This is a genomic window from Acinetobacter sp. 16 (genome assembly GCF_033439925.1).
Classification (GTDB): Bacteria; Pseudomonadota; Gammaproteobacteria; order Pseudomonadales; family Moraxellaceae; genus Acinetobacter; species Acinetobacter junii.
On the sequence record NZ_CP137746.1, the window covers coordinates 306160 to 319072 of the forward strand.

13 protein-coding genes are annotated in these 12913 nt (G+C 40.5%); 10 read left to right on the forward strand and 3 right to left on the reverse strand.

Annotation, left to right across the window (positions count from 1 at the left end; genetic code table 11):
• Positions 1 to 117 precede the first annotated feature (117 nt).
• The 3 genes from R2H34_RS01420 to R2H34_RS01430 all read left to right on the forward strand — a co-directional run bounded on the left by R2H34_RS01420 (position 118) and on the right by R2H34_RS01430 (position 3304).
• The gene (locus R2H34_RS01420; protein WP_005403516.1) at positions 118 to 888 is read left to right on the forward strand and encodes a TorF family putative porin; all 771 of its coding nucleotides are present in this window, start codon (positions 118 to 120) and stop codon (positions 886 to 888) included.
• A 345-nt stretch (positions 889 to 1233) separates the two neighbouring features.
• Positions 1234 to 2022 carry a TorF family putative porin gene (locus R2H34_RS01425; protein WP_075695871.1) on the forward strand — a complete coding sequence of 263 codons (789 nt, stop codon included), beginning with the start codon at positions 1234 to 1236 and terminating at the stop codon, positions 2020 to 2022.
• Between the two features lie 127 nt (positions 2023 to 2149).
• Positions 2150 to 3304 (forward strand): IS4 family transposase, encoded by a 1155-nt coding sequence (locus tag R2H34_RS01430; protein ID WP_005003123.1) that lies wholly within the window; start codon positions 2150 to 2152, stop codon positions 3302 to 3304.
• A 34-nt stretch (positions 3305 to 3338) separates the two neighbouring features.
• On the opposite strand, the gene R2H34_RS01435 is transcribed toward R2H34_RS01430, so the two are convergent.
• Together R2H34_RS01435 and R2H34_RS01440 are read right to left on the reverse strand one after the other, a co-directional pair.
• Positions 3339 to 4826: a YifB family Mg chelatase-like AAA ATPase gene (locus tag R2H34_RS01435; RefSeq protein WP_087540412.1), complete on the reverse strand. Its 1488-nt coding sequence runs from the start codon at positions 4824 to 4826 to the stop codon at positions 3339 to 3341.
• A gap of 69 nt (positions 4827 to 4895) precedes the next feature.
• Positions 4896 to 5123, reverse strand: coding sequence for an accessory factor UbiK family protein (locus R2H34_RS01440; RefSeq protein ID WP_004917059.1), 228 nt, complete (start codon positions 5121 to 5123; stop codon positions 4896 to 4898).
• Positions 5124 to 5398: 275 nt separating this feature from the next.
• On the opposite strand from R2H34_RS01440, the gene glnK reads away from it, so the two are divergent.
• The 7 genes from glnK (at position 5399) to R2H34_RS01475 (ending at position 12245) form a co-directional block, all read left to right on the forward strand.
• The gene (gene glnK / locus R2H34_RS01445) at positions 5399 to 5737 is read left to right on the forward strand and encodes a P-II family nitrogen regulator (protein WP_000780326.1); all 339 of its coding nucleotides are present in this window, start codon (positions 5399 to 5401) and stop codon (positions 5735 to 5737) included.
• A 67-nt stretch (positions 5738 to 5804) separates the two neighbouring features.
• Positions 5805 to 7217, forward strand: a complete 1413-nt coding sequence (locus R2H34_RS01450) for an ammonium transporter (RefSeq protein ID WP_075695870.1) — start codon at positions 5805 to 5807, stop codon at positions 7215 to 7217.
• Between the two features lie 170 nt (positions 7218 to 7387).
• Positions 7388 to 7852: a transcriptional regulator NrdR gene (gene nrdR, locus R2H34_RS01455; protein WP_004957298.1), complete on the forward strand. Its 465-nt coding sequence runs from the start codon at positions 7388 to 7390 to the stop codon at positions 7850 to 7852.
• Between the two features lie 12 nt (positions 7853 to 7864).
• Entirely contained in the window at positions 7865 to 8965 is a 1101-nt protein-coding gene (ribD, locus tag R2H34_RS01460; RefSeq protein WP_075695869.1) for a bifunctional diaminohydroxyphosphoribosylaminopyrimidine deaminase/5-amino-6-(5-phosphoribosylamino)uracil reductase RibD, read from the forward strand.
• Positions 8962 to 10254, forward strand: coding sequence for a DNA adenine methylase (locus tag R2H34_RS01465; RefSeq protein ID WP_004917048.1), 1293 nt, complete (start codon positions 8962 to 8964; stop codon positions 10252 to 10254). Before ribD ends, R2H34_RS01465 begins: the two co-directional genes overlap by 4 nt.
• 342 nt (positions 10255 to 10596) lie before the next feature.
• Positions 10597 to 11436, forward strand: coding sequence for an MIP/aquaporin family protein (locus tag R2H34_RS01470; RefSeq protein WP_004958482.1), 840 nt, complete (start codon positions 10597 to 10599; stop codon positions 11434 to 11436).
• A gap of 149 nt (positions 11437 to 11585) precedes the next feature.
• Entirely contained in the window at positions 11586 to 12245 is a 660-nt protein-coding gene (locus tag R2H34_RS01475) for a riboflavin synthase (RefSeq protein WP_004958486.1), read from the forward strand.
• A 33-nt stretch (positions 12246 to 12278) separates the two neighbouring features.
• Here R2H34_RS01475 and R2H34_RS01480 read toward each other — a convergent pair whose 3' ends face one another.
• Entirely contained in the window at positions 12279 to 12905 is a 627-nt protein-coding gene (locus R2H34_RS01480; RefSeq protein ID WP_004917039.1) for a hypothetical protein, read from the reverse strand.
• Between the last annotated feature and the right edge of the window lie 8 nt (positions 12906 to 12913).

Below are 12913 nucleotides of genomic sequence, written 5' to 3' on the forward strand. Positions count from 1 at the left end.
TTGAACAGAAGCTAGATTTAGCAAGCATTTCTAAAAGTTGGCACAGCAATTGCTAATTACAAAATGATGCAACTTAAAACATAAATCAGTCGAATATCCATCATGGGGGAGATCAATATGATGAAATTTGCATGTAAAGCGATCGCGTTGAGTATTTTTGCTGTGACTTCGACTTTTACTATGGCCGAAGAAACAAATACTTTATCTCAGTATGGCCTTAGCTTTTCTGGTAATGCTGCTTTAACTACAGACTACCGTTATCGTGGTATGACACAAACTCAAAGTGATCCAGCATTACAAGGTGGTTTTGCTTTATCTCATTCTTCTGGTTTGTATGCAGGGGTATGGGGTTCAAATGTAAATTTTGGTTCTGCTGATCCACATTTGGAGTTAGACCCATATGTAGGTTATGCAACTGAATTACCATTTGCTGGTAAGCCAAAATTAGATGTTGGTTTATGGTATTACGGTTATCCAAGTGCTTCAGATTTTAACTGGCTTGAGTTATACGCTAAATTAGGATTCAGCAGTGTTATTGCTTCTGGTGACAGTCTTTTAGCTGCTGTTAACTACACCAACGACTTCTTTGGTTTAGAAGAAGATGCGTGGTATTTAAACGCAACTTATACTGTTCCTTTCGCTGATACTGGTTTTGGTGGTGTAGCTAGCGTTGGTTATACTAAAGCTGATGATTACGACTTTAGTGACAACGGTAGTGAAGACGATAACTATGTCGATTGGAAAGTTGGTGTAACTTATAGCGTGAAATCAGTACCTGGTTTATCAGCTGAACTAGCTGCTGTAGGAACAAACATTGATGCAAATGCTCAACCATATAAACGTGGTGTTGAAACAGGTGCAGTATTTACATTAAACAAAACATTCTAATCATGTAATTGATTGATGCTTTGAAAGCCAGCAATTTGCTGGCTTTTTTATCTTTAGTCATTTTATTTTTAATCAATTTGATTGTTTGAAATTGAGTTAAGTATTACGTGCATCACTGCGCCAGAATGAACGCTTTTTGCTCCAGTTTGGTTAGGTATTCGATCATTAATTTTGCAACTTACTTATTCTAAAAAATAACCATCCTAATTTGCATCTAAATAGTTGTTTTATAATAATTTATTTAATTATACATTGTTATCAATAATGGCATGGCATTTGCAAAATATCTATTGATTCACTTTAAGACCTAAATCATTCAAATGTAAATAAAAAGGGGCAATCAATATGATGAAGTTTGCAGTTCAAGCTGTTGCTTTAGGGGTCGCTACATTCGCTTCGACACTCACTATGGCAGAAGAAAAAAAACTTCCATTTCCAGGTACGATCACAGGCAATATCAATGTTGTGTCTAGTTATAACTTGCGTGGTATGACCAACTCACCTGAAAGTGATACACCTGCGGTGCAAGGTGGACTTGATTATGCACATGATAGTGGTTTTTATTTGGGTTATTGGTTTTCAACATTGACAGCTGCATATGCAGATTTTAATACCTCACCGACTTATGTAAAAGAAGAGAAGAAGTCATTTGAAAATGATTTGTATGCAGGATACAAAGGAAAAATCACAAAAGATTTGGGCTATCAAATTGGTGGGACTGTTTATTATTACTATCCAGGCTGGGAATCAACGGGTTATGAAACAATTGTCGGACTGAGCTACAAAGACTTTAATATCACTGCTCAGACATTATTAAATAATGTGACTTTCGGTAATAAAGGTGATACCTATTTCTTGGCAACTTATGCACCTAAATTAGCTGGCGGATTCACAGGTAAAGCACAAGTTGCAGCTTATTATTATGGTGATGATGATGAGTACTTGGCTTATCAAGCAAAACCAGGTGATGTCACCAAAACAGATTTTGCATTCCGACACGCTACACTAGGTTTATCGCATCCTTTGGGTGAAACTGGCGCAACGTGGAGTCTAGATTACATTTTTGGCGGTTATACACGTGATGAAACTAAACAGAAAAACAAAGTTGTTTTAGCTTTAGGTTATGCGTTCTAACTGATTTGAGAAAAAAGCGACCATTAGGTCACTACTGTCCCATAGTTTGCTTTAAATAAAAAAACCTGAGTCTAAATAGTTAAAATATGAGTGCAAACAAACACTTTAACTATAAAGGACTCAGGTTTTGTCACATCAGAATACCGTATTTCATCAATTACTCAAACCCATTCTAAGACAAGATTTTGAACGTCTGGCTAAACTGCACCACTCTGGGCAAAAATTAAGATCAGCCACCCGCTGGGATCAGTTTGTTGCCATATTGATGTCCCAACTTTCTTGTCGGCAAAGCTTAAGAGACATTCAATCCAATCTCGAATCCCAGCAGGAAAAGCTCTATCATCTTGGCGCGAAGAGAATTGCGCGAAGCACCTTAGCAAGACTCAACGAAGAACAGCCCGCCAGCCTGTATCAGCAATTGTTCACACAGCTGCTTCAGCGCTGTGAAAACTCTAAAACTGCACATAAATTTAGATTCAAAAATCCACTGTATTCACTAGATGCCAGTCATATTGATCTTTCACTGTCATTGTGCGCATGGGCAAAAGTACATGAATCCAAAGCCAGTATTAAACTCAGTGTTGGCTTAAATCACAGCAATACCATTCCTGAATTTGTAGCGCTTGGGGATGGTATTGAAAATGATATGGTGCAAGGCAGAGCATTTAAATTTCCTGCTGGCAGCATTATCGTCTTTGATAAAGGATATGTTGATTATCAATGGTTTGCTCAGTTGACACTTCAGAACGTCAGCTTTGTAACCCGGCTACGCCCAAAGACAGTTTATCAAGTTAAATCAAGCCGCAGCGTATTAGAGACTAAAGGGATTATTGCGGATGAATGTATTGAATTGAGCAGTGCGCATGCCAAGAAAAGAGGCGCACCTGAATTATTAAGACGTATAGAGTTTTATGATACAGATAAGAAAAGAACATTCGAATTTCTGAGCAACAACTTTCATCTGGCAGCATCCACCATTGCTGCAATTTATAAAGACCGCTGGAAGATTGAGTTATTCTTTAAAGCCATCAAGCAGAATTTAAAACTGAAGTCATTTCTAGGTCGAAGCCGCAATGCGATACAAACGCAAATATGGATTGCATTAATTGCCTATTTGCTGGTGAACTTCGCTAAACACATGGCACAAGAAGGATGGAGTGTTCAGCGTTTACTGAGAATTATTCAGGTCAATTTATTTGAAAGGAAACTTTTAAGGTCACTCTTTGTGCCTGATAAAAAATGGCGAAAACAAGAAGAACCTCAATTGAGGTTCTTCTTGTGATATTTGTGGGACAGCAGTGCCATTAGGTCGCTTTTTAGCTATTGCTACCTCGATAAGACAAGGCTTCTGTTAAATGTGAGCTAGAAATCATCTCACTCTCAGCTAAGTCAGCAATCGTTCTTGCAACGCGAAGTACCCGATGATAAGCACGGGCAGAAAGATTTAATCTTTGTTGTGCTATTTCAATAATTTTTGCAGATCCCTCGTCTAAACGAGCATGTTGATCCAAAAGTTGAGGTGAAAGCGCTTGGTTTAAGCATTGCTGTCTTTTGATTTGTTGCTGATATGCTTTTATCACTCGTTGACGAACAGTTTCAGAGTTTTCTGAGGGTTTTTGGTCTTGTAGCTCTTGAGCTTGCAAGGGTGGAACATCGATATGCAGATCAATTCGATCCAAAAGTGGACCTGAAATTCGATTTTGATAACGCTGAATATTTTCAGGAGAACACTGACAACGACTATCTTGATTAAATGCATATCCACAAGGGCATGGATTCATTGCAGCGATAAACTGAAAATTTGCAGGGAAGGTCATTTGTCTCGCCGCGCGAGAAATTACGATTTCTTTAGACTCTAAAGGTTGGCGCAGAACTTCAAGCACTTTGCGGTCGAATTCAGGTAATTCATCTAAAAACAAAACGCCGCGATGAGCAAGCGTAATTTCTCCAGGTTTTGGTTGAGAGCCTCCACCAACCAAAGCGATCGCAGATGCTGTATGGTGAGGTGCACGAAAAGGACGCTGACCGAAATGATGTTGAGCATTTGCTACGGAATAGATACTAGCAACCTCTAAATTTTCTTGAGCATTCAAAGGGGGTAAAATTGAAGGCAGTCGAGATGCAAGTAATGTTTTTCCAGTGCCAGGTGGTCCCTTAAAGAGTAATGAATGACCTCCTGCAGCCGCAATTTCTAATGCTCGGCGAGGACGAAGTTGACCTTTAACATCGGCAAGATCGTATTGATATTGTGATAATGATGAAATAGATCGTTGTGGTGCGGCTTTTATTTGGCTACTGCCCGAAAAATGTGCACATACATCTTGTAAATGTTTGGCAGGATAAACTTGAAAGTCTTCTAGTTGATTTGCCTCGTCCACATTTGATTCAGGAAGAACTAAATGATGCTTAGCTTGCTGACAAGCCATAGCAATAGTTAATGCCCCTGAAGTTGGACGTAAATGACCATCCAAAGCAAGTTCACCAATAAATTCAAATCCTTCGGTACAATTTTCAGGAAGCTGACCTGATGCGATTAAAATCCCCAATGCAATTGGCAGGTCAAGTCGTGACCCATCTTTGGGCAAGTCTGCAGGTGCTAAATTGATGGTTAAACGTTTGGTTGGGAAAAGAAAACCACTATTAATTATTGCGGATCGAACGCGATCTTTACTTTCTCGAACTGCTGCCTCAGGTAAACCCACGATAGTTAAAGAGGGTAGGCCAGAACTAATATGAACTTCGACCTCGATTTGAGGGGCATGTAGCCCCAATAATCCCCTTGTATAAATTTTTGCAAAAGACATTTTATTATTGTTCCATTGTGGTGCTTTATTTTTAATCATTTAAATGTGCAAGTTGCACTGAAAAGGTGCTTATTTTTTGTTCTGCACCATTTCTTCAAGAGCTTTCATCTGTTGTTGTAACTCAGTAAGACGTTGGTTGGCTAAATTGAGGGCAGTTCTTTGACGATCTAGTTCTTGTTTGGAAACAAGATCGAGCTTCTCGATGCTTTCATTTAATAATGCGCGGAGGTTCTTTTCTAAATCTTTTTTAGGTTGATCAATTTGCTGCAAAATCGCTTGTAAAAGAGTTTCAATCATAATGAGCTCAATGAGTTATGTATATTTGCTGCTCAGTGTAACACTGCTTGTCTGAATCCTCTAGACTTGTTGTTGAACGTTGGATGACTGGAGACTTGTTTTAGCTAAACGTTGGCAAATGAAACTTATTTTCGATTGAATATCTACATCTTCAAGGCTAAATAGGTTATAAAGAAAGCTTGTGCCTGATATTTAAAAATCCCCAACCTTTAAATATTGGCACGAAAATTGAACATAAAACCTTACTGGTGAAAATAAGCCGAAGGAAAACAAACATGAAGCTTGTAACTGCAATTGTAAAACCATTCAAATTAGACGACGTGCGTGAAGCGCTCTCTGATATTGGTGTTCAAGGGATTACCGTAACTGAAGTCAAAGGTTTCGGGCGTCAAAAAGGTCACACAGAATTGTACCGTGGTGCAGAGTATGTGGTTGATTTTTTACCAAAAGTGAAGATTGAAATTGCGATTAGCGATGAAATGGTTGATGCCGTAATCGAATCAATCACTCGTGTCGCAAGCACTGGAAAAATTGGTGACGGAAAAATCTTTGTTACGAATTTAGAACAAGTCATCCGTATTCGTACTGGTGAAACAGGGCCAGATGCTGTCTAAATTGGCATAAAGTTTGCTGAGTTAGAAATAAGAGAAATAGCTCACAAAATAAGGTTGGGGGACACGAATGAAAAAAATGCTTATGGCGCTCAGTCTATCTGGCGCACTCTTAGGTGGTTCGGCTGTTGTTTGGGCAGAAGAAGCTGCTTCAACACCAGCAACAGAACAAACTGTAGCAGCATCTGATACTGTCGCTGAAACAGTAACGACTGTTGTTGCTGAAACTACCGCTCCTGCAGAGGCTGCTCCAGCACCTGAAGAGACACCAACAGCAGATACAGGTGATACCGCTTGGATCCTTGTTTCAACAGCACTTGTTCTGTTAATGACTATTCCAGGTTTAGCGCTGTTTTATGGTGGTATGGTTCGTAAGAAAAACGTACTCAGTACCATGATGTTCAGCCTTTCAGCTGCAATTCTTGTGAGCTTGATTTGGGTGATTGTTGGTTATTCTCTCGCATTCTCTGGTTCAGGTGCCTATGTTGGTGACTTGGCGAAGGCGATGTTAAATGGCGTTGCTTTTGATGCGCTGAGCGGGACGATTCCTGAAAGCTTATTTGTAATTTTCCAAATGACCTTTGCGATCATCACTGTGGCAATTATCAGTGGTTCTATTGCTGATCGCATGAAGTATTCTGCGTTCATGGCATTCATCGCAATCTGGGTCATCCTTGTTTACGCTCCAATTACTCACTGGGTTTGGGCTGCAGACGGCTGGTTATTCAAAGCAGGTGCTTTAGACTTTGCTGGTGGTACTGTTGTACATATCAACGCGGGTGTTGCTGGTCTAGTTGCTGCATACATGTTAGGTAAACGTACAGGTCTTGGTCGTGAATCTATGGCACCACATAACCTTACTTTAACTGTAATCGGCGCGAGCTTGATTTGGGTAGGTTGGTTCGGTTTCAATGGTGGTAGCGCATTAGGTGCGGGTGCTCGTGCAAGTATGGCAATCTTGGTAACTCAAGTTGCTGCTGCCGCTGCTGCATTCTCTTGGTTACTTGTAGAACGTCTAATCCGTGGTAAAGCTTCTGTTCTTGGTGGTGCATCTGGTGCGGTGGCTGGTCTTGTTGTAATCACTCCTGCTGCTGGTTTCGTTGGTGTAGGTGGTGCATTGATCATGGGTCTGATCGGTGGCGTAGTATGTTTCTGGGGTATTACAGCACTGAAACGCTTACTTAAAGCTGATGATGCTTTGGATGCATTCGGTTTACACGCTGTTGGTGGTATCGTAGGTGCAGTACTGACAGGTGTCTTCTATAGTGATGAAATCATTAAAGCTGCTGGTGTTGTACTAGCTCCGACATTCGCTGGCCAACTTTGGGTTCAAATTGAAGGTGTATTAGCAACAATCGTATATAGTGGTGTTGTGACTTTCATTATCCTTAAAGTGATCGATCTTGTGATTGGTATACGTGTAAGCGCTGATGATGAGCGTATGGGTCTTGACCTTAGCCAACATGGCGAACGTATCGAATAATTGATCTTTCGAATATCGATAAAAAAGCAGCCCGTAAGGGCTGTTTTTTTATGTCAATGAAGAAGCATTTATATACTTTTGGTTGTACTGATGGGCTATTGTGGCTCTCTGTTTAGCAATAGCTGAAACTTTGATACACTTGGTTGATGTGAATAACTAATTGCACAACTATGCATTGTCCATTTTGTAACGCCGCTGATAGTAAAGTTATCGATTCCCGTTTGGCTGCCGAGGGTAGTCAGATTCGTCGCCGTCGTGAATGCGTGGTGTGTGGTGAGCGTTTTACAACTTTCGAAAGTTATGAAATGGTAATGCCGCGGGTTATTAAATCAGATGCGAAAAGTGAGCCTTTTGATGAAGCAAAACTCCGCCGCTCTCTGATGCACGCTTTGCAGAAGCGACCTGTGACCCAAGAGCAAATTGAGACAGTGCTGAGCGACATTCAATCCCAAATTCGCCGTCTCGGTGAACGTGATGTCAAATCTAGAACCATTGGTGAAATTGTCATGCAGGCTTTGTTTGCATTGGATCATGTGGCGTATGTTCGTTTCGCTTCTGTATACCAAGATTTCCAAGATGTAGAGGCATTTCGTCGTCAAATCGAGCAAATGCAACAACGTGAAAACGAAGCTTAAGTTAGGGAAATCATGTCCGATTTAATCCAAGACCATCTTTCTGAAAATCAGTACTGGATGCAACAGGCTATTGATTTAGCACGACGTGGTCAGTATTCGACTAAACCAAATCCAAATGTGGGTTGCGTTATTGTTAAAGATGGAAAAATCATAGGTGAGGGTTTTCATCCCAAAGCAGGTCAGCCACACGCAGAAGTATTTGCACTTCGACAAGCTGGAGAAAATGCCAAAGATGCCACGGCATATGTGACTTTAGAGCCGTGTGCCCATTTTGGTCGGACACCACCTTGCGCTGAAGCCTTAGTAAAAGCTCAAGTCAAAAAGGTTGTCGTTGCTTGTTCTGATCCAAATCCTCTGGTTGCTGGTAAAGGTGTCAAAATCTTGCAAGATGCAGGCATAGAAGTGGAAACTGGGATTTGTGATGAAGAAGCCAAAACTTTAAATTTTGGCTTCTTAAAAGCGATGTCGACAGGTTTACCTTATGTACGTTTGAAAATTGCATCTAGCTTAGATGGGCGGACTGCGATGGCATCAGGTGAGTCGAAATGGATTACTGGAACAGCAGCACGTCAAGATGTACAACATTGGCGAGCCATCTCCGCTGCTGTGATTACAGGTATTCAGACCGTTCTGGCAGATGATTGTGAACTCAATGTCCGTTCCTTAGACGGGATTGATCTCAGCTCGGTTGTACAACCTAAACGAATTATTTTAGATCGTCAGGGACAGTTACCCCTGAGTGCCAAGATTTTACAAAATCCTGAAACCGTCATGGTGATGACACTATTTCGTCAAGAACTTGCCGATTTAGGCGTGATACAATTAGTGCCGCAACCATTGAATCAATTATTGCAAACCCTCACTCAGCAATATCAAATTTATGATGTGTTGGTAGAGGCGGGTGCAACCTTATCAACCGCCTTTTTAGAACAAGGTTTGGTTGATGAAATGATTAGTTATGTTGCACCTACTTTACTTGGTCAATCTGCCCGTCCAATGTTCAACGCTAAGTTTAGCAAAATGGCAGAGCAACTTCGTTTTGAGTTGGTCGATGTAACCCAACTTGGGCAAGATATTCGCCTGAGATTGCTCCCTATCCAAGAGATGATATGAATCCAGAACCATCGGTTTATCACAAACGTCGTCATGCAGCACGTACCACTGACGAGTATCTTTTTCATCAGTTAGTTCCATATCTCGGGAATAAGCGTCGACTTCTACATTTGATTTTAGAAGCGCTTGAGATTACGGGCACTCTGAATAGTAAAAAGAAGAATCCACCGATTTTTGCGGATTTTTTTGCAGGGAGTGGTGTTGTTTCTCGTTTAGCCCGCCAAAATGGGTATCGTGTGATTGCTAATGATTGGGAGCCCTATAGTCATGCACTCAATCATGCCATTTTAGCTTGTGTGGATGCACCAGCTTTCAAAGAGTTGGGTGGTTATCAAAAGGCGATTGATTACTTAAACAGGCTCCCTGAAGTCAAAGGCTGGGTGACCCATAATTTATGCCCGCGCAATGATGATATTTACGATCCTTCCCGTGATCGATTGTTCTTTAAACGCCGCAATGGCATGCGTATAGATGCAATTCGACAACAGATTGCGACATGGCAAGCTCAAGGTGCAATCAATGATGTCGAGATGAGTGCTTTGTTGGCGCCATTACTTTATTCAGCCAGTTTTGTGAGTAATACCAGTGGTGTATTCAAGAGTTTCCATCAAGGGTGGGGTGGGAGAACTCAAACTGCACTAGAACGTATTGAATCTTTATTGTGGCTTACCCCAAGTCGCTTTTGTGAAATTGGTGATAGCAAACGACCTGCTGCTGAAATGTGGTGTGTAGATGCTCAGCATTTAGCAAATCAAATGAGTGGTTTTGAGGTTGATGTTGCTTATCTTGATCCTCCTTACAACCAACATGCTTACAGCAGTAATTATCATGTTTTAAATGCTTTGACTTTGTGGGATCAAGTCGATTTGCCATCACCTGATACAAAGGGCTTCAAGAGTGGTATTGATCGAGCATGGCGTAAAGAGCGTCCTAGCCCTTATAACTCTTCGAAGCATGCCAAAGATGCTTATGAGAAGTTACTTGAAACGATTAATGCACGTTATATTTTGACGAGCTATTCAACTGATGGAAATATCGAGCCTAAAGATTTACTTACAGCGAATTTAAAACGCGGCAAAGTAACACTACTGACGCAAGATGTTCCTCGCTATCGAGTTAGTAAACAGCGCCAATCTGAACGTGCGCGTGTACTTGAATTTATTGTCATTACAGATACTCATGCTAAGTCTGGTCCTCCATTAAGACAACTATTAGGGCAGCTTTATCATTTTGCTGAGCTAGGCGGGGTCGATACAACAGGCAACAGCACGCAACTTGCACTATGGTAGGTTCATGCAGACATCATTTTTTATAAAATGGTGTCTGGGCTTTTATATTTTTTATCTTTTTTAATCATTAGAGCTAATATTTAGATTAAGTTATTGTTTTGTATGTGAGTTATAGAGCACTTTTATAAATTCATATTTAATTGTTAATTTTATAAATAATAATCAAAAACAGAAGCTTATATTATTTTCATTTGAACTTGTTGATTTTGTTGTTTGAAAAATATTTTACTTTTTGGTCTAAAAATAACCTTAAAAATATTGATCATTTTCGAAAATGAATATATTTTGCCGAGCTTGATTTAAGGTCATGCTGATCAGTGGCTATGACCAAGTGAGGTTGTTATGAGTCACTCGGAACCTACTTTATGGGGTCAATGTGTCGCAGAGTTTTTTGCTACTGCAATATTTCTATCATTTGGTATTGGTGTTGTGGCTGCACTTAAGCTTGCAGGAGCAAACTTAGGTTTATGGGAAATTAGTATCGTTTGGGGTTTAGCAGTTGCTCTAGCTGTTTATTTATCAGCGGGTATTTCAGGTGCTCATCTCAATCCTGCGGTTACAATCGCTTTAGCTTTATTTGCTGGGTTTGATAAACGTAAAGTCCCTTTTTATATCATTTCACAAGTCGCTGGTGCAGCCTTGGGTGCATTCCTTGTATATGCTTTATACAGTAACTTATTTCTGGACTATGAGCAGACTCATCATATGCTCCGCGGCAGCGTAGAAAGTTTAGAGTTAGCTGGGATTTTCTCAACCTATCCACATCCGTTGTTGTCGATTGGTCAAGCATTCATGGTGGAAATGTTTATCACTATGCTTTTACTTTGGTTAATTATGGCCATTGGCGATGATACCAATGGTTTACCACGTGGAGCTTTAGCACCTATTTTGGTCGGATTGCTTGTCGCTGTAATCGGTGCTTCTTTTGGCCCATTAACAGGGTTTGCAATGAATCCTGCACGTGATTTCGGTCCTAAATTGGTTGCTTACTTTATGGGCTGGGGACCTATCGCTTTTACTGGTGGTCGTGATATTCCATATTTCATTGTTCCTATTTTTGCACCAATTTTAGGTGCGTGTTTAGGTGTATTGGGCTATAAATTTTTCTTTAGCCAATTCCTAAAACATCAGCAAGTCGAAGTCAAAGAAAAGATGAACTCACAAATTTCTGAGTTTCAATAAACCTCATTGAATTGTTCAAAGGTAGTCAAATGACTACCTTTTTTATCTCTGACGATTTGAACTCTGAGTGGCTTGTTATCTCAAGTTCTTTGCTTTAAGGTATCTCATTGACTATGGCGCGTATTGCATAAAGATAGGTTGAAACTCCCATGTTTACAGGCATTATTGAAAGTTTAGGTAAGGTTGAGAGCTTACAAAGTGTGGGCGGCGATGTTCGTTTACGTATTCAAACTGATCTGGATATGTCGGATGTGCATTTGGGGGATTCGATTGCAACCAATGGTATCTGTTTGACGGTGGTCGAATGGGGCGATAATTGGTATGCGGCTGATGTTTCCCGTGAAAGTTTGAATCGTACGACATTGGGGCAGTGGAAAGTTGGTCAAGCGGTGAATGTCGAAAAGGCAATGCTGCCAACGACTCGTTTTGGTGGGCATATTGTCAGTGGTCATGTTGATGGCTTGGGTGAAATTACTTTAGTCCGCCATGATGCTCGTTCATTGTATTTTGAAGTGACTGCACCTGTTGAATTAGCCAAATATTTGGCAGAAAAGGGTTCTGTGACAGTTGATGGGATCAGTCTGACCATTAACCATTTACGCGGCAATATTTTGAGTTTGAATTTGATCCCGCATACGGCTGAACGTACCAATATTGGAACTTGGCAAGTTGGAAGCAAAGTCAATCTTGAAGTTGATGTATTGGCTCGTTATATCGAAAGATTACTACTCGGTGATAAGGCAGCTGAGCAGAAAACTGAATCAAATATCAGTATGGCATTTTTGGCCGAAAATGGTTTCTTGAAATGATTCAAAAAAGCCCAGTTTGAACTGGGCTTTTTATTATTCTTCATCTGAAAATTGACTATTTTTGAGAATGTATTCTATTTCGTCTTGCGCAATCGCATGTAATTTTGCTCTAAAAACTGTGACCGCTTGTTCAATCATACTTTCAGCTTCTAATTCCAGTCGGACACGCACACTTTCAAGCTCAGATTGTATTTGCTCATCTTTAATGACCATGTGTTGGGCTTGAGCATAATCAATACTTGGCTGTTCTGGATTTACTTGATAACGTTCAGTTTGGTCTGCAATTTCTTGGTCAATATGATGACGTAATGCTGCTAAATGTTCAGTTTGTTGTTCGAACTGACGCTCTTCGTCCGCTTGAAGCTGCGCTGCATATGCTGCTTCAGCAGCTCGTTTTTCTTCAAGCGCCTTTTCTAAAGCCAATTGTTTACGGATTCTTGCTTGTTCGATTAATTCTGCTTTGAGATCAGCATATGCTTTTTCAATTCGTTGTGCAGAATTTCGTTGTGCTTGTTCATCATGATGAACCCAAGTTTGGATGGGTGTTTGGGGCAGGAGTAAATCACAGATGCGAGCTAAATCTTCTTGATACGTTTGGCGAACCGCTTCAGGCGTGTTTAACCAGCGTTTTTTAAAGTCTTGACCTACATTTAATGCCACCTGACACT